Below are 19,032 nucleotides of genomic sequence, written 5' to 3'. Positions count from 1 at the left end.
CGGAAGCAGCAGTGAGCCCTCAGCAGAAGGTGGAGGCGGACCCCTACTTCCCCGCCAACGGCGACCCCCGTTACCGGGTGAACCGCTACGAGCTCACGCTGGACTACCGCCCCGGCCCCAACCGGCTCACCGGGACGGCCCGGCTGGGCGCCATAGCGGGTGGCGCCCCGCTCACCGAGTTCCAGCTCAACCTGGCCGACTTCCGGATCGGCCGGATCAAGGTCGACGGCCGGGCGCCGCACTACACGCACCGCGGCGGCCGGCTGCGCATCCGTCCGCCCAAGCCGGTCCGGGCGGGTGCCGCGTTCACCGTCGAGGTCCACTGGTCGGGCAATCCGAAGCCGGTCGGCAGCCCCTGGGGCGGGATCGGCTTCGAGGAGCTGGAGGACGGGGCACTGGTGGCGAGCCAGCCGATCGGGGCGCCCTCCTGGTACCCGTGCAACGACCGCCCGGCGGACAAGGCGTCGTACCAGATATCCGTCACCACACCGTCGGCGTACTCGGTGGTGGCCGGCGGGCGCCTGCTGACCCGTACGACGAAGGCGTCGACGACCACCTGGGTGTACGAGCAGCCGGCACCGACCTCCAGCTATCTGGTCGGACTGGCCATCGGCAGGTTCCAGACCGTGCTGCTCGGCGATCCGGGCGACGACGGTGTGCCGCAGTACGGGCACCTCCCCGCCCGTCTGCTCCCGCAGTTCTCCCGGGACTTCGCGCGCCAGCCCGCCATGATGGAGCTGTTCCAGGAACTCTTCGGCCCCTATCCGTTCGGCGAGTACGCGGTGGTGGTGACCGAGGAGGAGCTCGATGTCCCCGTGGAGGCGCAGGGGCTGTCGCTGTTCGGCTCCAATCACGTCGACGGAGCGCGAGGTTCGGAGCGGCTGGTGGCGCACGAGCTGGCGCACCAGTGGTTCGGCAACAGCGTGTCCGTCGCCGACTGGCGGCACATCTGGCTCAACGAGGGCTTCGCGAAGTACGCCGAGTGGCTCTGGTCGGAGCGATCGGGGGGACCCACGGCCGCCCAACTCGCCGCGACGGCGCACCGGAAGCTGTCCTCGCTGCCGCAGGACCTGCGGCTGTCCGACCCGGGCCGCAAGCGGATGTTCGACGACCGCCTCTACGAACGCGGCGGGCTGGTGCTGCACGCGGTGCGCTGCGCGGTCGGCGAGGAGGCGTTCCACCGGATGCTGCGCAGCTGGGCGGCCGTCCACCGGGGCGGGGTCGTGACGACCGGCGCCTTCACCGCGCACGCGGCCCGCTGCGCGGGCCGGCCCCTGGACGATCTGTTCACGGCGTGGGTGGAGGAGCCGGCGCTGCCGCCGCTGCCGTCCCTCGCGGCTCCGGTGCCGATGCGTCCGCCGTACCCGCCGAGCAGCGCGGGGTCGGTGTGATCCGCAGCGCCCGGACGGTGACGTCCGTGCCCTGGCCAGGGCTTTTGCCACGCCTCAGCGGCGCAACGCCTCGAAGGCATGCCGTGCGCCGATCCCGATCGCGAGGTCGATGTCCGGTGCCAGGGCGGCCCGGCGGTCGGAGCGGGTGAGCGCGGCCATCGCCACCAGGTCGCCGGACTCCGACTCCACCACGCCGATCTCATGTCGCGGATGCAGGAACGTCCCGGTCTTGCCGCTCACCCGGAGCGTGTCGGCGCGCAGCTCACTCGCCAGCCGGTGCGTGAACACCTGCGCCCCCATCAGCCGACGCAGCTCCGCCGTGGCGTCGGGATGGGCGATCTCGTCCCGCCACACGCGCTGGAGCAGGTCGACGAGGGCCGAGGCGGTGCCGATGTTGGCCTGGGCCGGATCCAGCGTCTCGATGGTGTGCCGCCCCGAGCGGCCGTCGCGGATGGCCAGCTCCAGGGCCAGGGAGAAGTCGTCACCGACGGCGCCGGCGGCGCATTCGTACATACGGTTGAGCCGATGTCGTACCCGTAGGCCCGAACACCCCCATGCACGCAGGGCTGCGTCGACCTGATCCACCGTGACGAGGTCGAGCAACGCGTCGGCGGCGGCGTTGTCGCTGACCGAGAGCATCAGCAGAAGGAGGTCGCCGACGGCCACGGTGGCCGGATGCCGGAACGCCGCCAGTCCGGTCGGCCCGACACTGCTCGTGGCCGGGTCGACGGTCACCTGCCGTGCCGCGTCGAAGTCCCCCGTCGCGATCCGGTCCAGCGCGACGAGGGCGAGCGGCACCTTGACCACCGAGGCGAGGGGGACCGGCTCGTCCACGTCGAAGCCGAGTTGCTCGCCCGTGTCGATGCTGCGGGCCAGGAACGATCCGCGGACACCAAGCGCCGCCCATTCCGCGGCGATCGCCTCGGCGACATCGAGGAGGCCACCGTCACCGGCCACACAGGCCGGGCGGTACGCCGGGCGGGCGCTCATCCGCGTGCCGCCAGCCGCGACGGGACGTGTCCGCCCATGGCATCCGGGGGCGCCGTGGCCGGCCCGGTCCTCCCGGCGCCGACCGCGGCCGCCAGCAGCGTGACCAGCCATCCCGGCACGCCCGCCCCGCCCGGCTGACGCCGTGCCGCGTCCACGTCGTAACCCCGGGTCCGCCTTGGCTGGGGCCGGCCGCGTCGCCCACCGGCTTCGCGTGCCGTCCGCCGCAGCCCGGTGGGGTGCGGCCGCCCCGGAACACCCCGGGGGAGACGCCCAGCCGACACGTGCGATACGTGGTCGCCGCCCTCATCCGGCGGAACGGCGGACGGCGCTCCATGCGTGGAACAGGTATCGTCCGGCTGCGCGGGAACCCCACCGCCCCAGTGATCGACACTGTCAGGAGCCGATGTGTCCGGTCCCCGCACAGGCGGAGGAAAGTTCTCCCGCTCGGAGACCACGCGCGCCGAAGCCTTCAGCGACGGCGTGTTCGCCATCGCCGTGACTCTTCTGGTCCTCGGGCTCAGCGATCCGCCCCACCAGCCGGGCGGGCTGGCCGGCGCCCTGGCGGAGCAATGGCCGGCCTACCTCGGCTACTTCGCGTCCTTCAGCTATGTGGCGGTCATCTGGCTCAACCACCACCAGGCCTTCGTCCGGATCGCCCGCATGGACCGGGGACTGCACGCGGCCAACCTGTTCATGCTGTTCACCACCGGGGCGCTGTCCTTCCCCACGGTCGTGGTCGCCGACGCGCTGCGGGTCGACACGGCGGGCGCCGACGCCCGGGTCGCCGTGGCCCTCTATGCGGGGCTCGCCGCGGCGATGTGCCTGAGCTGGGCCGCCTTCTACCACCGGCTCGCCCGGCACCCCGAACTGCTGGCCCCCGACGTGGAATCCACCTATGTGCGCCACGGCCTGCTGCGCTCCTGGGCCGGGGCGCTGGCCTACGCCCTCGCGGGAGCGGTCGGGGTGCTGGTGACACCGTTGCTGGCCCTCGCGGTGTTCGTCGTCCTGCCCGTGTTCTACTTCCTGACCAGTGAGGGCCTGCCCACCGTGGGCGGTGCGCCCGCCCGGCGCGACCACCAGGGGTGAGCGCGACCGTTCACCGTCCGGGGACCGCCATCGAGCCGCGGGCAGCGGCGGCCCCGCCTGGGAGTCGCCGCTGCCGCACAACGGCCTCAGACGGTGAGGAGCCGTGACGGGTCCAGGACGACGGGCAGCTTCTCCAGCCCCCGGAACGCGGGGAAGGGCACCTTGAGCCACTCCGCCTCGTGTGCGGACGTCGCCAGATCGATGTCCGGGAACCTCTCGAACAGCGTGGTCAGCGCGATCCGCATCTCCATCCTGGCCAGCGGCGCACCGAGACAGTAGTGCGAACCGCTGCCGAAGCCGAGATGCGCGCTCTGCAAGCCCTGGCGTTTCACATCGAAGGTGTCGGGCGCCTCGAACCTCTCCGGGTCCCGGTTCGCGGAAGCCACCGCGACCTGGACGAGAGCGCCCTTGGGAATGACCGTGTCCCTGATGGTGATGTCCTCGAGCGCATGCCGGAACGTTGCGTTCTCCACCGAGCCCTCGTAGCGGATGACCTCCTCGATCGCGTTCGGCAGGAGTTCGGGATCGCCCAGGACCTCTCGCAGCTGGTCGCGATGGGTCAGCAGATTGAAGACGGCGTTTCCGATGAGGTACGCGGTCGTCTTGTGCCCGGCGAAGAGCAGCACCCAGAGCGTCGACAGCAACTCGCCGTCGTTCATGGCCCCTTGCTCGTCCTGCGTCCGGATCAGCGCGCCGAGGAGGTCGTCGGTCGCTTCCCGGCGCTTCCGCGCGATGATGTCGACGAAATAGTCACGCAGCGCCCCTTCCGCCACCGCCAGCTTTTCCTTGTCCTCCTTGCTGAACCCGGTGCGCGCCACGACGGCGCACCACTTCTGTACCTCCTCCCGCTCCTCCTCGGGAATGCCGATGAGTTCGCAGATCACGATGAGCGGCAGCGGGAACGCGAACGTCGGCAGCAGGTCGACGGGGGCATCCGCGGACAGACGCCCCAGGAGTTCGTCGGTGATCTCCTGAATACGCGGACGCAGGGACTCGATACGACGCGGGGTGAACGCGCTGTTGACGATGCGGCGCAGCCGGGTGTGCTTGGGCGGGTCCGAGAAGAGCATGTTGTCGTCGAGCGCGACGGACGAGTCGCCGAAAATAGTGTGGTACGCGTCCATGGCCGCGTACATGTCCTTGCTGATGCGCGGGTCCGTCAGGGCGGCCTTGGCGTCGTCGTACCGCGTGATCAGAAAGGTGTCCACCCCGTGGGGAGGGGAGAGGCGGCACACCGGAGCCGAGTCGCGCAGGCACGCGTAGACCGGATAGGGGTTCGCGCGATACGCGGCCGAGCCGCGTGATGCCTCCGAGGCCGCCTGTTCCGCGGCGTCCGTAGTGTCCCGTTCGTCGAGCTGAGTCATTCTCTCGGCCTTTCTGAAGACTCCCGCCCCGGCCACGGGACAGCAGGTCTGCGAGTTTCGGGTCACCAATCCCCGCTCGGATCGCGGCCGTAAACGCGATTCGCCCGAGTGGCCATGTGCCCGGCGTCCGACGGAAGTCGTTGCCGCTGTACGAGTGATTGCTGCGTATCGCCCGCCACGGCGTGGCAATAGAACAGGGCGCGAGCCACGAAAGCCCTCGTCCGCCGTCTTACGGAATGCTGACCGCAGAGGAGAAACACGCGATGGAAAATCGCGGGAACGACTATGTGCCCGTCCTGATCGTCGGGGGATCTCTCGTCGGTCTTTCCGCTTCAGTTTTCCTCGGACGCCTCGGCATTCAGCATCGTGTCGTCGAGCGTCATGCGGCCACCTCCGCACATCCGCGCGGCCGCGGCAACAACATGCGGACGATGGAGCTCTTCCGGACCGCGGGCCTCGAGCCGGGCATCCGGAAGGCCGCGGCCACGCTGTCGAAGAACCACGGCATCCTTCAGGTGGACACGCTGCACAGCGGAAACCGGCGCTGGCTCTCGGCGCGTATCACGGGCAGGGCGCCGGAGGCCGATGTGTGCTCGACGGTCCGCTGCGCGTGCAGCCAGAACGATCTGGAACCCGTGCTGCTGGAAGGCGCCCGGGACCTCGGCGGGGACGTGCGCTTCAGCACGGAACTGCTGTCCTTCACCCAGAACGACGACGGCGTGCAGGCCATCCTTCAGGACAGGACGTCCGGTGAGACCTGGACGGTGCACACGGACTACCTCTTCGCCGCCGACGGCCCTCGCAGTCCTGTGCGCCAGCGGCTCGGCATCGAACACTCCGGATCCGGGGACCTGTTCCACAACATCAGCGTCACCTTCCGCAGCAAGAGACTGCGTGAGGTATCGGGGGACCAGCTCTTCGTGGTGTGTTACGTCACCGACCCCGCCGGCGAGGGAGTGCTGCTGCCCGTGGACAACGAGGAGCAGTGGGTGTTCCACGTGCCCTGGTTCCCCGAGCGCGGACAGACGATGGAGTACTTCACCGACGACCGGTGCATCGAGCACATCCGGGCCGCGGCCGGGGTGCGCGACCTGGACGTCGAGATCACGGGCAGGGCACCCTGGCACGCGGCGGACCGCGTCGCGAACAGCTATCGCGACGGACGCGTCTTCCTCATGGGGGACTCCGCCCATGAAATGCCGCCGACCGGGGCGTTCGGCTCCAACACCGGCATCCAGGACGCGCACAACATCGCGTGGAAGGTCGCCGCGGTACTGCGCGGCTGGGCGGGCCCCGCGCTGCTGGACAGCTACGAACCCGAACGCCGGCCGGTGGCCCAGGTCACCAGCGCACGGGCCACGGTGCAGGCGGCTCGTGAACAGCACCCCGGCTACTCCGCGAGGACGGCATCGAACGACGCCGCCGACCTGATGACCACGGCGCTCGGCTACCGGTACGTCTCCGGAGCGGTGGTCGGTGCGGCGGTGGACGAGCCCCTCATCCCGGACCGGCTGTGCCTGCGCGCCGACCCCGGTACCCGCTCGCCGCACATGTGGGTCACGCGCGACGGGGAGACGCTGTCCACCATCGACATGTACGAGCGCTCCTTCGTCCTGCTCTGCGCACGTCCGGGTTGGCGCGACGCCGCCCGCACGGTGGCCGCGCGACTCAACGTGCCGCTGGAGGCGTACACGGTCGGCAAGGGCACGGAGTTCGACCTGGACGCCGGCGACGGCGCGGACTGGGCCTCGGTGCACGGCACGACCCCGGAAGGCGCCGTCCTCGTACGCCCGGACGGCTTCGTGGCCTGGCGGACCCATGCGCCGCCGGCGGACGGGGAGGAGACGCTGACCGGTGTTCTGCGTCGGGTTCTCGGGCGCTGAAGGACGGACTGTCCGCATGCGCAACCGCTCTGACCCGACGACAGGAATGGTGCCCCGCCCATGACTTCACTGCAAACGGTCACCGGCGCGCCGGTGACCGGCGAGGACAGTGGTACGCCGGTGGACGGTGACGCGCGCCGGACACGAGTCGACGTGCACCACCACTACACCGCGCCGGAATGGATCGACTGGGCGGAGAAGAACGACGTCGTCCGGCGCGAGAAGCTGCCCCCGTGGACCCGGTGGGACGTCGACAGCGCCCTCGCGCTGATGGACGGGGCCGGCATCCGGACCAGCGTGCTCACCGTGGCCATGCTGGGACGCCTCCAGGAACCGAAGGCCCGCAAGGAGAGCGCGCGCGTCGCCCTCCAGGCGGCGAGCGACCTCGTCCGCAGCCACCCCGATCGCTTCGCGTTCTACACCCCTGTCTTTCTCGACAGCCCGGAGCTCTCGCTCTGGTCGGTCGGCCACGGCATGGACGACCTCGGTGCGGTCGGGGTCAGTGCGCGCACCAGTGTGCGAGGGGTGTATCTCGGCCACCCGTCCCAGGACGCGATCCTCGCGGAACTCGACGAACGCTCGGCTGTGATCAGCACGCATCCCATGGAGGTCCCCGGCGGGAACGCGGAACTGGACGGCGTACCACCGTTCGTGTGCGACTTCCTGATGGACACCACGCGCGCGGCCCTGAGCCTCATCATCAACGGAACACTGGACCGCTACCCGAATCTCACCTTCATCCTCCCGCACGGGGGCGGCTTCCTGCCCTACATCGCGAGCCGGCTGGAAGTGTTCAGTCAGCATGTGTCACCGAAGGTGGACCCGGCGCGGGTGCGTGACTATCTGCATCGTTTCTACTACGACACCGCCGGGCCCATGTCCCCCTCCGCCACGCCGAGCCTGCTGTCCGCCGTCGGACCGTCCCGGATCCTGTACGGCAGCGACTGGCCCCCCACCCCCTCCCACCTGGTCACCCAGGTCACCGCTCCCGCGCTCGACAGCGACCCGGCCCTCGACGCGCATCAGCGCCGCTGCATCAACCGCGACAACGCTCACCGGCTGCTTCCGGCGCTCGCCGCGGGCGGCTCCCGGAGCAGCTGAGCACTCCCGGCGCCGCGCCCGTGCCCGCCGCGTTCACCCGGCGGGCACCTCCGCCCAGCGGCACGTTCCGTCCGGGTGCAGATGGACGCCGCACCGCGCCGACAGCGTGGTGACGATCCCGATGCCCCGGCCGTGCTCGTCGGGGTCGACGGGACGGCCCGGGGCCCCCGACGGTCTGGCGGGCCCCTTGTCGGTCACCTCGACACGCACGACGGCGCGCCCGTCCACCAGCACCCTGCTGAGCCGCAGGGCCGCGGGCGGCAGTGCGTGCACCAGAGCGTTGGTGAGCAGCTCCGACACCACCAGGAGCACATTCTCGGCGGCATCGGCGGGCACGTTCAGGGTGGTGAGAACCGCGCGTACGCGTCGGCGTACGGCAGAGACGGCCCTGGGCGCGTAGGGCAGTGGAAAGACGTATTCGACTCCGACGCAAGACACGGTGTCGAGCTGCACTGCTGTCATGGGCCCTCCTCTCCGAAAGCGCGGCCGGTCGGAAAACCGGACGTCGGGAACGCTAGGGATACGGACGCCCCGCGTCAACGAACAACGGTCGGCATTACCGAACGGCATGCTGAATGACGGCAAACCGGACTATGATCGCTTCATGGCCGGCCCGGTCCAATCCATAGAACGGGCGGCGGCGATCCTTCGTCTGCTCGCCGGCGGTTCCGGGCGCCTGGGCCTGGGCGAGGTCGCCTCGTCGCTCGGACTGGCCAAGGGCACCGCCCACGGCATTCTGCGCACCCTCCAGCACGTGGACTTCGTGGAACAGGACGAAGCCACGGGAAAGTACCAGCTCGGGGCCGCGCTGCTGCACCTCGGCACCAGCTACCTGGACGTCAACGAGCTGCGTTCCCGCTCGATCAACTGGGCCGACGCCCTGGCCGCCCGCAGCGGGGAGGCCGTCCGGCTGGGCACGCCCCTGGAGGGCAAGGTGCTCGTCGTCCACCATGTCTTCCGGCCGGACGACACCCTCCAGACCCTGGACGTGGGCACGCTGCTGCCGCTGCACGCCTCCTCCCTCGGCAAGGTCCTGCTGGCGTTCGGCGCCGCCCCCGTCGATCCGCTGCTGGAAGCCGGCCTCGAGGGATACACCCGGCACACCCTGGTCCACCCCGACGAGCTCAGCCGGGCGCTCGCCGAGGTCCGGGACCTCGGCTGGGGCGCCGAGGTGCAGGAAATGAGCATGGGCGAAGCCGGGGCCGCCGCGCCGATCCGGGGGCAGGGCGGCCTCGTCGTGGGAGCGATCGGCGTATCGGGGCCGGTCGAGCGGATCTGCGACACCCAAGGCCGGCCCCAGCCGGCCCTCATCACGTTGCTCCGGGAGGCCTCTCGGGCGATTTCCAGAGATCTCGGCGCGGCCCGCTGGTAGGTCCCGCACCGCCATGACGCATCGGAAGGCAGGGCCCGATCATGGTTGAACGGTATGTGATGTCCATCGATCAGGGCACCACATCCACGCGCTGCATTCTGTTCGACCACCGGGGGCGGTTGGTGTCGGTTGCCCAGCGGGAGCACCAGCAGTACTTCCCCCGGCCCGGCTGGGTCGAGCACGACGCCGTGGAGATCTGGCGCAATCTTCAGCGCATCGTGCCGGAGGCACTGTCGAACGCCGATATCGACGCGGATCAGATCGCCGCCATCGGCATCGCCAACCAGCGGGAGACCACGGTGCTCTGGGACCGCCGCACCGGGGCTCCGCTCGGCAGGGCGATCGTCTGGCAGGACGTCCGTACCGCTCAGCTGGTCGAGGGACTGAGGGAGCGGCCGGGCCACGAGTTCTTCGTCGAACGCTGCTGTCTCATGCCCTCGACCTACTTCTCCGCGCCTCGCATCCGCTGGCTGTTCGACCACGTCGACGGGCTGGAAGCCCGCGCCCAGGACGGCGAGGTGCTGTTCGGAACCATGGAGACGTGGCTGATCTGGAACCTCACCGGCGGAGCGGACGGCGGCCTGCACATCACCGACGCCACCAATGCCAGCCGCACCATGCTGATCAACCTCCGGACGCTGACCTGGGACCCGGAGCTGATGGACTTCTTCGGGGTGCCGCGCGCGATGCTGCCGGAGATCCGGCCGTCGGCCGAGATCTACGGCGAGGCCCGCTCGGTGCTCCCGGGCGTGCGCATCTCGGCCGCCCTGGGCGACCAGCAGGCGGCCCTGTTCGGACAGACCTGCTTCTCGCCCGGCGAGGCGAAATGCACCTACGGGACCGGCAGCTTCCTGCTGATGAACACCGGTACCGACGTCGTACGGTCCCGGCACGGACTCCTCACCACCGTCGCGTACAAGATCGGGAACCAGCCCACGGTCTACGCACTGGAGGGCCCCATCGCCGTCACCGGCTCGCTCGTCCAGTGGTTCCGCGACCGCCTGGGCCTGATCAACAGCGCACCCGAGATAGAGACCCTGGCGCGCACCGTCGAGGACAACGGCGGCTGCTACATCGTCCCCGCCTTCTCGGGCCTGTTCGCACCCCACTGGCGCAGTGACGCCCGCGGCGTCATCGTCGGCCTCACCTCCTACATCACCAAGGGCCACCTGGCCCGGGCGGTGCTGGAGGCCACCGGCTGGCAGACACGGGAGGTCGTCGACGCCGTGAACGCCGACTCCTCGCTCGCCCTGAAGCAGCTCAAGGTGGACGGGGGCATGACGGCCAACAATCTGCTGATGCAGTTCCTGGCCGATGTACTCGACGTACCCGTGGTACGGCCGATGGTCGCCGAGACGGTGTCCCTCGGTGCCGCCTACGCCGCCGGGCTCGCGGCCACGTACTGGCCGGACCTCGAGGTCCTGCGCGGCAACTGGCACACGGCCGCCAAATGGGTGCCGGACATGGATCCCCGGAGGCGGGAGGCCGAGTACGAGTGCTGGCAGCGGGCCGTCGAACGCTCCCTGGGCTGGGTGCGGCGCCCGAACCACTCCTGACATCGGCAGGACGCCGACCTCGCGCGCCGCGCCTAGCATGCAGGAAGAAGCACACTCCCGAAGTGAGCGCAAGCGATGGGCACAGGCGAGGACGTGCGGACAAGCGTGGGCGTGGCTGCCGCTCATGGTCTCCGGCCGGGCCATCGGCATCTGTGTGGTCGGCTATGAACGGCCGCACGCGTTCACCTTGCAGGAACGCACGACCCTGACGTCCCTCGGCGCCCTGATCGCCCAGGCCCTGGACCGGGCCCGGCAGTACGACGCCGCCCAGCAGCCGGCGGAAGGCCTCCAGGCCCGCCTGCTGCCTCGCACCCTGCCCAGGGTGCCCGGCCTCCAGGTGGCCGCCCGCTATCTGCCCGCCGGCCACGGCGTGGACGTCGGCGGCGACTTCTACGACCTCATCCGGCTGTCCGGCACGGAGACCGCCGCCGTCATCGGCGACGTCCAGGGCCACGACGTCAGCGCCGCCGGGCTGATGGGCCAGGTCCGCACCGCCGTGCACGCCTACGCCGTGGAGTGCGCCACCCCGGGCGAGGTCCTCGCCCGCATCAACCGCCTGCTCCTCGACCTCGACCCCGGCCTGCTCACGAGCTGCCTGTACGCGCACATAGACATCTTCCGCCACCGCGCGTACCTGGCGACCGCCGGCCGTTGCCCGCCGCTGCTGCGCCCCAGGGGCCGGTCCCCTCATGTGCTCGACCTGCCGCCGGGCCCCCTGCTCGGCGTCGACCCCGCGGCGGACTACCCGAGCACGGAGGTCACCTTGTCGCCCGGCACGCTGCTGGCGGTGTACACCGGCGGACTCGTCGAAACCCCCGGCGAGGACCGCGACACCAACATCACGGAGCTCGCGTCGGTGCTCTCCGACGCCACCGGCCCACTGGACGGCATCGCCGACGCACTGCTCGACCACGCCCAGGCGTCGGGCGACCGTACCGACGACACCGCCCTGCTCCTGCTGATCGTCGAAGCCCGGCCGGCCGTGGGGTCCGCGCCCTGACGGCCGGTGTCTAGTGGGTCGCGACGGCCGAGGGACCGGCCTCGGGCGGGGCCGTCATCAGTTTCGCGAACGACGCCATGCACGACGAACAGTGGCCGGCCCGCTGGGCTCCGGCCGCGTCCACTTCCTCCACAAGCCGCTGGCCGCACAAAGTGGTTGTGGACTGCTTGACCATGACGTGCCACACCAGCACGCCGCCGGGCCTTTCGGGGCCCGCACACATCTCATACATGATCGGCTCCTTTGACGGATGCCTCTCCCCTTCCAGGAGACCCCGTCCGAACCGTCCGCGCGGGGCGGAGAGGGCCATTCGGGGGACAGCACCGCGCAACCCCCGATTCCGCACGGCAGTTGACGCGGTGCCCGTCCCGGCCGCCCGCGGGGTGCCTGCCACCGCGTACGGCGACCGCACCCGCCGCGCCCCGGGCACGCCGACGGACCGCCCCCGTCGCGGTGGGGCGCGCCGGGAGCGGTCCGCGGCGACGCTCGCGAGATCCGGCGGCGGGCCGCTCAGCCCGCGTGCCGGGCGCCGGCGCGGACTCCCACCATCCGCCAGATCCTGAGCTCACGCACCAGCCCGGGCATCTCCCTGGCGAGCAGCGTCAGCGCCGCGGCGCCCAGCAGCACCCCCTGGGCTATCAGCACCCGTTTGGCCGTCATCCCCGACTCCTCTCGTCTGCGAGGCCGCGCCCGCACCGGGCGCGGCCGTGGACGCCGTGTCATCCCGGAGGAAGGCTCGGCATGGTCTTCGTGATCGCGTTGTGCCCCCTCCAGTGGACGCCGGTCGAACGGCGCGCGTCGGCCGTGCCGTCCTTGTGGTGGCCGGTCTGCCGCTTGTGCGGGCCCTTGTTGCCCTCGTGCAGCCCGGGGACGTGCCGGGGCGTATCGGGACTCACCTGCGGTTTGCCTACACGGATGCTTCCCATCCTCTGCTCCTTGCCGGTTACTGCGGTTGTTCGGTCAGCTCCGCGAAGAACTGCCCGACGGCGGGCCACACCCGGCTGCCGCCGGACAGGCCCCGCCACTCCCGTCGGACGACGGCCACCATCCGGAAGCAGTCGTCGACCGGAGCGATCCAGTGCTCCTTCGCCGAGTGGGCGGTGTTCACCAGCAACGCTTCCACGTCGGATGCGAGAGTGGCGAGCTGAGGGCAGCCCGAGACGACGTCGTGCCAGGCCGCCGGGTCCGCCTCCCATCTGGTGGCGCCCGCGGGACTGGGCAGGTGCGCGCCCACCGTGCCGTCCGCATGGCGCACGAAGAAGGCCAGCCCCACCGGGACGCCGAGCCCCTGGGTGTCCACCGGGGGAAGCCGCACTCTGCGCCGTGGCACCAGCCGGTAACGTCCCTCGCTCGCCTCCTCTTCCACGAAGAGCAGGGAGCAGGGCCGGCACGCGCACAGCACCGCCTCGTCGACCGTGTCCCACAGATGCCGGTGTCCGGACGGGGCCTCGGCCCCGCACAGGTCACACAACTCCGCGTCCGGTCGCCGGTCGGCCGCGGAGCGGATGACACGGGCCAGCGCGCCGGAGGTCATGACCGTCCCCCGGCGGACGCCGGGCGCAGGGTGAGCGACTCGACCGGGACGAAGGCGGTCCGGCGCCCGTCGTCCCCCGGTGCGCGTTCGACGCCGGAGAGCTCCGGTGCCAGGGCGAGCACGGCCTCCCGGACCGCCTCCTCCAGCGCCGCGGACGAGGTACCGCACCCCTTGGCGGACACGCGCACCCGGGCCACTCCCTCCTCCACGGCGGCCAGCTCCACATCACCCCCGCGTTCGCGCACCGCCGGCCGCAGACCGGCGACGGCGCGCGCGGCCCGGCGCTCCGGCGGCTCCGGGTGGATGCCGTGGAGCACCAGGAGGTGCCCGATGAGCTCATCACCGGCCATACGGTCGACCAGACGGTCGTCGGCACCGTCCAGCACCCGGGCCAGGGCCTCGCCGTACACCTCGGTGAGGGCCTGCACCGCCTCGATCGCCGCGCCGGTCATCGGGCCGGGAGCGCCCTGCACCTGCTCCAGCAGCCGGTCGATCCGCGACAGCCGCTCCGCGACCGCCGCCTCGTCGAGCCGTGCGCTCTCGGGCGTCTCAGGCATGAGCCGCTCCATAAGTGGGCGAGTGCAGCTTGGTCAGCGTGTTGCCCTTGCCGAGGTACATGTGGACACCGCAGGGCAGACAGGGGTCGAAGCTGCGCACGGTGCGCATGATGTCGACGCCCTTGAAGTCGTCCGGGCCGTTCTCCTCGAAGATCGGCTGGCCCTGGACGGCGTCCTCGTACGGGCCGGGGGTGCCGTAGATGTCCCGGGGGCTGCCGTTCCAGGGGGTCGGCGGGTACGGGTGGTAGTTCGCGATCTTCTTGTCCTTGATCACCAGATGGTGCGAGAGCACACCGCGCACCGCCTCGTGGAAGCCGCAGCCGATCGCCTCGTCGGGCACCTCGTAGTTCTCGAAGACCTTGGTCTCACCGGCGCGTACGGCCGTCATCGCCTTCTCCAGGAACTGGAAGGCCATGGCGGCGGCATAGGCGACGAAGTACGGCCGGGCCCGGTCGCGTTCCAGGGTGTTGTTCCACTTGGGGATCTCCCACTCCAGCGTCATCTCCGGCAGCTGCTCGCTCTTCGGCAGCGAGATCCGCACGCTGTGCCCCGTGGCCTTCACATACGGCGTGTCGACCAGCCCGTTCAGCGCGGTGGACCACAGACGCGCCAGCGGGCCGCCGCCGGTGTCCAGGGCGAGGTGCTCACCGGAGTTCTTGTCGTACCAGCGCGGGCTCATCACCCAGCTGTAATTGCCGTCGAAGTCGCGCTTCTGCGGCATCGGCACCGTCGTCTGGTTCCACGGGTGGCGCATGTCGACGGGGTTGCCGAGCGGATCACGGGTGACGAACGGCTCCTCGTTCGCCCAGTCGTCGTAGTACGAACTTCCCAGCAGAATCCTGATACCGAGGTTGATGTCGACGAGGTCGTTGGTGACGAGCTTGCCGTCGACGACGATGCCGGGGGTGACGTACATCGCCCGGCCCCACTCGCTCATCGTCTCGTAGCGGTAGTCGCACACGTCCGGGTTCTGCCAGGCGCCCCAGCAGCCGAGCAGGATACGGCGGCGGCCCACCTCCTCGTAGCCGGGCAGCGCCTCGTAGAAGAAGTCGAAGACGTCGTCGTTCATGGCGACGGCCTTCTTGACGAAGTCGAGGACGCGCATCAGCCGGGAGAGGTAGTCGGTGAACGTGGTCGGCTGCGGCATCGTGCCGACCCCGCCCGGGTACAGCGTGGAGGGATGGACGTGGCGCCCCTCCATCAGGCAGAACATCTCCCGGGTGATCCGGCTGACCTTCAGCGCCTCCTTGTACACCTCGCCCTCGAAGGGGTTGAAGGCGCGCATGATGTCGGCGACGGTCCGGTAGCCGTGGATGCGGCCGTTGCGGGCCTCGGTGCGCTCCGCCCGGGCCAGGACGCTCGGGTTGGTGGTCTTGACCATGGCCTCGCAGAAGTCCACGAAGACCAGGTTGTCCTGGAAAATGGTGTGGTCGAAGATGTATTCGGCCGCCTCGCCCAGGTTGACGATGGTGTCGGCGAGCGGCGGCGGTTTGACCCCGTAGGCCATCTGCTGGGCGTAGTTGGAGCAGGTGGTGTGGTTGTCACCGCAGATTCCGCAGATGCGCGATGTGATGAAGCCCGCGTCGCGCGGGTCCTTGCCCCTCATGAAGACGGAGTAGCCCCGGAAGAGCGACGAGGTGCTGTGACACTCCACCACCTCCCGGTTGGCGAAGTCGATCTTCGTGTAGATGCCGAGATTGCCGACGATCCGGGTGATCGGATCCCACGACATGTCCACGATCTGCGCGGGCTTGCGTTTTGTGCCCCGCGCCTCGGTTGCCGTCATGTCCGAGCCTTCCTCGCTCTCGTGCTCGCCCCGTCTCAGGGGCGCCAGTAGGGGTCGTAGCCGCTGGTCAACGCGGCCTTGTTGTGGCGCCACCGGGGCTCGCGGTTGACGGCGATGTTGGTGATGCCGCGCAGCCTGCGCATCGCGGCCCCGTAGGGCCGGATGAGAGCCGCCGAGAAGGTGGCGCCCGTCGGCTCGTCCATGAACGGCATGAAGGCGTCAGGGAAGCCGGGCATGGTGCAGCCGATGCAGACGCCCCCGACGTTGGGGCAGCCGCCCACGCCCGCCATCCAGCCGCGCTTGGGCACGTTGCAGTTGACGACCGGGCCCCAGCAGCCCACCTTCACCTGGCACTTGGGCGAGTTGTAGTCCCGGGCGAAGTCGGCCTGCTCGTAGTACGCGGCGCGGTCGCAGCCCTCGTGCACCGTCTTCCCGAACAGCCACTGCGGGCGCAGCATGTGGTCCAGCGGGGGCGGCGGCGCCGATCCGGCCGCGTGGTACAGCAGCCAGGTCAGCGTCTCCATGAAGTTCTCCGGCTGGATCGGGCAGCCCGGCACGTTGACGATCGGCAGCGCGCCCTTCGACCTGAAGTCCCGGCCCAGATAGTCGGCCAGGCCCATGGAGCCCGTGGGATTGCCGGCCATCGCGTGGATCCCGCCGTACGTGGCGCACGTGCCGGCGGCGACGACCGCCCAGGCCTTGGGGGCGAGACGGTCGATCCACCAGTTCAGGGTGAGAGGGGCGCCCGTCTCCGGGTCGTTGCCGAACGAGGTCCAGTAGCCGTCGCCCTCGATGATGTTCTGGTTGGGAATCGAACCCTCGATGACCAGGACGAACGGCTCCAGCTCGCCGCGTGCCGCCGCCCGGTAGGGCGCGAGGAAGTCCTCACCGCCCAGGCTGGGGGAGAGCACCTTGTTGTGCAGGTTCACCTTCGGCAGGCCCGGGACGAGTCCGAGGACGATGTCCTCGATCCCCGGCTGGCCCGCCGCCGTCATCGACACGGTGTCGCCGTCGCAGCTCATGCCCTCGGAGATCCACAGAATATGGACCTCGTCGAACCCCTGCCTGTCCTCGGCCCTGGTGGGCTGCTGGCTGACCTCCGTGGTCCCGCTTTCGACGGTCATGTCCTCGGCCTCCCTTGCAGTCGGTCCCGGAGTCGGTCGTAGGCCGCGGCCACCGGCCCGGCGAGCGACAGCGCGGGAGGCTCGTCCGGTGCGTGCGGATGCGGCCGGGTCGGCGCGGTCTGCTTCGCCTGGGCGAGGAGCTCCCCGAGACGGTCCAGATCCTTCTGGGACACGGCATCGCGGAGCCTGGGCATCAGCTCGCCCTCCTCCTCCTGCACGTGGTCCTCGATCTCCTCGCGCAGCCGCTGGACGAGTTCGCCCTCGCGGGGGTCGTCCACCGACAACTTGTCGAGGGCCAGAAGCGTCTTCTTCACCGCCATGTGCTCGGCGAGGTGCTCTTCGACCTCCTGCACCCCGCCCGGCAGAGTCCTCTTGGCCAGCGGATAGACCATCAGTTCCTCGACCGCGGCGTGCCGGGACACCTCGCGGACCAGCGTCTCGACCACGGCCCGGCGCTGCCGGCCGGAAGCGGCGGTGTGGTAGTCGCGGAACAGCTGCTCGACCATCCGGTGGTCATGCTTCAGCAACTCGATGGCGTCCATGAGACCCCTTCCTGGTCCGGGACATCCGGGGCGGCGGCGGGTGTCAGGGAGCGGATGGCTCCGTGCAGCCGGGCGAACACCTCCGGCGGCATGGTCTCCACGCGGTCCAGGATCCCGGCGGCCCTCGGATCGGTCGCGCGTGCCTCCCGCTTCTCCTCGTCGGTGAGCAGCAGCGTCCGCAGGGTCAGGATCTCGTCGATCTCCGCCGCGTCGTGCAGGTCGCCGGGGCTCTCCGGCGCCACCTGCGGATGGTCGGGCAGGATGATCGGCGACGACAGTACGAGGCCGTCCGATCCCTCCTCGCCCGCGAGCACCGGGAAGGTGTGCAGATTGCGGCAGTCGCGTGCGAACGCCGCGACCTCGTCGGGCGGGTCGATGGAGGAGAAGAAGCTCACCCCCGCACCGCCGATGAGGGTGTGCGCGGCGATGAGGGCATGGCCGAGGGCCTCCTCGCGCCGCGCGCCGGCCGGCGTCGACCGGCCGGTGTTCTCCGTGCACACCCGCAACCGGTACAGGGAGCCGGGTCCGGGCAGCCGCTCGGCACCCAGCGTCGTCCGCGCCCGAACGGGACGGCGTCGGCGCACCAGGCGTCCCACGCCCTGGGGCAGTTGCTCGGTCTCCTCGCCGCCGGGGGCCCCGACGTCGAACTCCCGGTCCGCCGCCAGGAGATCCCCCAGCGGAACGACCAGATCTCTCTCCCGTGGCACCGCCTCGTCGAAGGCGAGATGGACGGTGCCGGCGGCCTCCAGTCCGTCCACGGGCACATGGCGGCCGCCCTCGGTCCGGCGCTCGACGCTCCTTTCCTGCGTCTGGAGATAGCGCACCCGCACCCGCAGCACGGCATCGGATCCGGCCCGCAGCAGGCACTCGGTCTGCTGCCGCCAGGACTCCACGGACCCCGAGAGGCCGGGCGCCACCGGGCCGTGTGCCTCCGCCCAGTCCCGCGGCGCGAGGATGCCGAACTGCCAGCGCACCCGGTTCTTGGGGGAGGACCTCCGGTACGGGTAGAGCAGGTACCCCTCGTAGAGGACCGCGTCGGCCACGGCGCATGCCTCCTGGAACGCCGAACCCGCCTCGTGTGCGCTTCCGCGCCTCTGGTCAGGGTCGCTCACCGTAGCTCCTCGCTGACTCAGTGTGTTCGGTGTATTGGGTTACAACCATCACACCTTTCAGTGCGCAAGGCGCGTATTGGGTGCATATGGGTGAGTGAGGGGGTGGCGTGACGGGGTACTGCGGGAGGTGACCCCCGGCCGTCGGCCTCGAATGCCGGCGGACCCGGCAACCGGTTGGCAGCGAGCGGAGGCGGCGGCGATGCAGGTGCAAGGCGACGACTCGCCGGAGGGCAGGGCCCGGGTCGGCGACGCGGCGGCGCGACTGGCGCAGGACACCGCGCAGCTTGTCCGTCACGAGATCCTCGCGGTACAGAGTGAGGTCAGGGCCGCCCTGCGGCGGATCGGCGCGGGAGGCGCGCTGCTGGGCGCCGCCGGTGCGTGCGGAGTCCTGGCGCTGTGGTCGGCGCACGAGACCGCGCTGCGGGCGCTGGAGTCGAAACTGCCCGGTCCGCGCGCCTCGGCCCTGCTGGGCTGCTTCTATGTTGCGGGGGCCGTGGCGCTGGGAACGGCGGCGCGGGACCGTGTGCGCGCCGGGGTCGATGCGTCGGCGGACGCGCTCGAGCAGGCGGACGAGGCCGTGGTGAGCGGACCGGACACCGCTAGCCGGGACGGCGGTCCCGGCTAGCGGTGTCGT

General features: G+C 70.6%; 20 protein-coding genes and 1 pseudogene. 8 read left to right on the top strand and 13 right to left on the bottom strand.

Annotated features, from left to right (window positions below):
• Positions 1–11: 11 nt before the first annotated feature.
• A complete protein-coding gene (locus tag ABZ876_RS27115; protein ID WP_361786427.1) occupies positions 12–1,391 on the top strand; it encodes a M1 family metallopeptidase in 1,380 nt (459 codons plus the stop codon).
• A 54-nt stretch (positions 1,392–1,445) separates the two neighbouring features.
• On the opposite strand, the gene ABZ876_RS27110 is transcribed toward ABZ876_RS27115, so the two are convergent.
• Together ABZ876_RS27110 and ABZ876_RS27105 are read right to left on the bottom strand one after the other, a co-directional pair.
• Positions 1,446–2,381, bottom strand: coding sequence for a serine hydrolase (locus ABZ876_RS27110; RefSeq protein ID WP_361786424.1), 936 nt, complete (start codon positions 2,379–2,381; stop codon positions 1,446–1,448).
• The gene (locus tag ABZ876_RS27105) at positions 2,378–2,536 is read right to left on the bottom strand and encodes a hypothetical protein (protein WP_361786421.1); all 159 of its coding nucleotides are present in this window, start codon (positions 2,534–2,536) and stop codon (positions 2,378–2,380) included. Before ABZ876_RS27105 ends, ABZ876_RS27110 begins: the two co-directional genes overlap by 4 nt.
• Before the next feature lie 250 nt (positions 2,537–2,786).
• Here ABZ876_RS27105 and ABZ876_RS27100 point away from each other — a divergent pair, with 250 nt between their 5' ends.
• Positions 2,787–3,467 carry a TMEM175 family protein gene (locus ABZ876_RS27100; protein WP_361786418.1) on the top strand — a complete coding sequence of 227 codons (681 nt, stop codon included), beginning with the start codon at positions 2,787–2,789 and terminating at the stop codon, positions 3,465–3,467.
• Between the two features lie 86 nt (positions 3,468–3,553).
• Here ABZ876_RS27100 and ABZ876_RS27095 read toward each other — a convergent pair whose 3' ends face one another.
• Positions 3,554–4,831 carry a cytochrome P450 gene (locus ABZ876_RS27095; protein ID WP_361786415.1) on the bottom strand — a complete coding sequence of 426 codons (1,278 nt, stop codon included), beginning with the start codon at positions 4,829–4,831 and terminating at the stop codon, positions 3,554–3,556.
• A 263-nt stretch (positions 4,832–5,094) separates the two neighbouring features.
• Between ABZ876_RS27095 and ABZ876_RS27090 the strand changes: the two genes are divergently transcribed.
• Together ABZ876_RS27090 and ABZ876_RS27085 are read left to right on the top strand one after the other, a co-directional pair.
• Entirely contained in the window at positions 5,095–6,714 is a 1,620-nt protein-coding gene (locus tag ABZ876_RS27090; RefSeq protein WP_361786413.1) for an FAD-dependent monooxygenase, read from the top strand.
• A gap of 60 nt (positions 6,715–6,774) precedes the next feature.
• Positions 6,775–7,815, top strand: coding sequence for an amidohydrolase family protein (locus ABZ876_RS27085; protein WP_361786410.1), 1,041 nt, complete (start codon positions 6,775–6,777; stop codon positions 7,813–7,815).
• Positions 7,816–7,848: 33 nt separating this feature from the next.
• Here the strand turns inward: ABZ876_RS27085 and ABZ876_RS27080 are convergent, their stop codons facing one another.
• On the bottom strand, positions 7,849–8,277 hold the full coding sequence (locus tag ABZ876_RS27080; protein WP_361786407.1) for an ATP-binding protein: 429 nt from the start codon (positions 8,275–8,277) through the stop codon (positions 7,849–7,851).
• 142 nt (positions 8,278–8,419) lie between these two features.
• On the opposite strand from ABZ876_RS27080, the gene ABZ876_RS27075 reads away from it, so the two are divergent.
• The 3 genes from ABZ876_RS27075 to ABZ876_RS27065 are packed head-to-tail and all read left to right on the top strand — an operon-like array spanning position 8,420 to position 11,743.
• A complete protein-coding gene (locus ABZ876_RS27075; protein WP_361786404.1) occupies positions 8,420–9,187 on the top strand; it encodes an IclR family transcriptional regulator in 768 nt (255 codons plus the stop codon).
• A 41-nt stretch (positions 9,188–9,228) separates the two neighbouring features.
• A complete protein-coding gene (glpK, locus tag ABZ876_RS27070) occupies positions 9,229–10,743 on the top strand; it encodes a glycerol kinase GlpK (protein WP_361786401.1) in 1,515 nt (504 codons plus the stop codon).
• Between the two features lie 37 nt (positions 10,744–10,780).
• Positions 10,781–11,743 (top strand): GAF domain-containing SpoIIE family protein phosphatase, encoded by a 963-nt coding sequence (locus tag ABZ876_RS27065; protein WP_361786398.1) that lies wholly within the window; start codon positions 10,781–10,783, stop codon positions 11,741–11,743.
• 10 nt (positions 11,744–11,753) lie between these two features.
• Here ABZ876_RS27065 and ABZ876_RS27060 read toward each other — a convergent pair whose 3' ends face one another.
• From ABZ876_RS27060 to ABZ876_RS27020, 9 genes and pseudogenes are all read right to left on the bottom strand, one after another.
• On the bottom strand, positions 11,754–11,975 hold the full coding sequence (locus ABZ876_RS27060; protein ID WP_361786395.1) for a hypothetical protein: 222 nt from the start codon (positions 11,973–11,975) through the stop codon (positions 11,754–11,756).
• 278 nt (positions 11,976–12,253) lie between these two features.
• Entirely contained in the window at positions 12,254–12,403 is a 150-nt protein-coding gene (locus tag ABZ876_RS27055; RefSeq protein ID WP_361786392.1) for a hypothetical protein, read from the bottom strand.
• Positions 12,404–12,462: 59 nt separating this feature from the next.
• Positions 12,463–12,669, bottom strand: a complete 207-nt coding sequence (locus tag ABZ876_RS27050) for a hypothetical protein (protein WP_361786389.1) — start codon at positions 12,667–12,669, stop codon at positions 12,463–12,465.
• Between the two features lie 17 nt (positions 12,670–12,686).
• Positions 12,687–13,277: a DUF5947 family protein gene (locus ABZ876_RS27045; protein WP_361786386.1), complete on the bottom strand. Its 591-nt coding sequence runs from the start codon at positions 13,275–13,277 to the stop codon at positions 12,687–12,689.
• Positions 13,274–13,834 (bottom strand): NifU family protein, encoded by a 561-nt coding sequence (locus ABZ876_RS27040; RefSeq protein ID WP_361786383.1) that lies wholly within the window; start codon positions 13,832–13,834, stop codon positions 13,274–13,276. Before ABZ876_RS27040 ends, ABZ876_RS27045 begins: the two co-directional genes overlap by 4 nt.
• Positions 13,827–15,620, bottom strand: coding sequence for a nickel-dependent hydrogenase large subunit (locus tag ABZ876_RS27035; RefSeq protein WP_361786380.1), 1,794 nt, complete (start codon positions 15,618–15,620; stop codon positions 13,827–13,829). Before ABZ876_RS27035 ends, ABZ876_RS27040 begins: the two co-directional genes overlap by 8 nt.
• A 35-nt stretch (positions 15,621–15,655) precedes the next feature.
• Entirely contained in the window at positions 15,656–16,744 is a 1,089-nt protein-coding gene (locus ABZ876_RS27030) for a hydrogenase expression protein HypE (protein WP_361786378.1), read from the bottom strand.
• On the bottom strand, positions 16,741–17,286 hold the full coding sequence (locus ABZ876_RS27025) for a hemerythrin domain-containing protein (RefSeq protein WP_361786375.1): 546 nt from the start codon (positions 17,284–17,286) through the stop codon (positions 16,741–16,743). Before ABZ876_RS27025 ends, ABZ876_RS27030 begins: the two co-directional genes overlap by 4 nt.
• Before the next feature lie 35 nt (positions 17,287–17,321).
• Positions 17,322–18,329 (bottom strand): annotated as a pseudogene (locus ABZ876_RS27020) (hypothetical protein); the annotation flags it as partial.
• A gap of 268 nt (positions 18,330–18,597) precedes the next feature.
• On the opposite strand from ABZ876_RS27020, the gene ABZ876_RS27015 reads away from it, so the two are divergent.
• Positions 18,598–19,023, top strand: coding sequence for a phage holin family protein (locus ABZ876_RS27015; protein ID WP_361786372.1), 426 nt, complete (start codon positions 18,598–18,600; stop codon positions 19,021–19,023).
• Positions 19,024–19,032: the final 9 nt, after the last annotated feature.

Origin of the sequence: Streptomyces sp. NPDC046931, assembly GCF_040644655.1 — a bacterium.
Lineage (GTDB): Bacteria > Actinomycetota > Actinomycetes > Streptomycetales > Streptomycetaceae > Streptomyces.
This window is presented reverse-complemented; position numbering and strand designations above follow the sequence as displayed.

Bases quoted from the DNA above. Each gene is read 5' to 3' on its own strand.
- ABZ876_RS27110 (WP_361786424.1), bottom strand. From the start codon at position 2,381: ATGAGCGCCCGCCCGGCGTACCGCCCGGCCTGTGTGGCCGGTGACGGT.
- ABZ876_RS27095 (WP_361786415.1), bottom strand. From the start codon at position 4,831: ATGACTCAGCTCGACGAACGGGACACTACGGACGCCGCGGAACAGGCG.
- ABZ876_RS27090 (WP_361786413.1), top strand. From the start codon at position 5,095: ATGGAAAATCGCGGGAACGACTATGTGCCCGTCCTGATCGTCGGGGGA.
- ABZ876_RS27085 (WP_361786410.1), top strand. From the start codon at position 6,775: ATGACTTCACTGCAAACGGTCACCGGCGCGCCGGTGACCGGCGAGGAC.
- ABZ876_RS27080 (WP_361786407.1), bottom strand. From the start codon at position 8,277: ATGACAGCAGTGCAGCTCGACACCGTGTCTTGCGTCGGAGTCGAATAC.
- ABZ876_RS27075 (WP_361786404.1), top strand. From the start codon at position 8,420: ATGGCCGGCCCGGTCCAATCCATAGAACGGGCGGCGGCGATCCTTCGT.
- glpK (WP_361786401.1), top strand. From the start codon at position 9,229: ATGGTTGAACGGTATGTGATGTCCATCGATCAGGGCACCACATCCACG.
- ABZ876_RS27065 (WP_361786398.1), top strand. From the start codon at position 10,781: ATGCAGGAAGAAGCACACTCCCGAAGTGAGCGCAAGCGATGGGCACAG.
- ABZ876_RS27060 (WP_361786395.1), bottom strand. From the start codon at position 11,975: ATGTATGAGATGTGTGCGGGCCCCGAAAGGCCCGGCGGCGTGCTGGTG.
- ABZ876_RS27055 (WP_361786392.1), bottom strand. From the start codon at position 12,403: ATGACGGCCAAACGGGTGCTGATAGCCCAGGGGGTGCTGCTGGGCGCC.
- ABZ876_RS27050 (WP_361786389.1), bottom strand. From the start codon at position 12,669: ATGGGAAGCATCCGTGTAGGCAAACCGCAGGTGAGTCCCGATACGCCC.
- ABZ876_RS27045 (WP_361786386.1), bottom strand. From the start codon at position 13,277: ATGACCTCCGGCGCGCTGGCCCGTGTCATCCGCTCCGCGGCCGACCGG.
- ABZ876_RS27040 (WP_361786383.1), bottom strand. From the start codon at position 13,834: ATGCCTGAGACGCCCGAGAGCGCACGGCTCGACGAGGCGGCGGTCGCG.
- ABZ876_RS27035 (WP_361786380.1), bottom strand. From the start codon at position 15,620: ATGACGGCAACCGAGGCGCGGGGCACAAAACGCAAGCCCGCGCAGATC.
- ABZ876_RS27030 (WP_361786378.1), bottom strand. From the start codon at position 16,744: ATGACCGTCGAAAGCGGGACCACGGAGGTCAGCCAGCAGCCCACCAGG.
- ABZ876_RS27025 (WP_361786375.1), bottom strand. From the start codon at position 17,286: ATGGACGCCATCGAGTTGCTGAAGCATGACCACCGGATGGTCGAGCAG.
- ABZ876_RS27015 (WP_361786372.1), top strand. From the start codon at position 18,598: ATGCAGGTGCAAGGCGACGACTCGCCGGAGGGCAGGGCCCGGGTCGGC.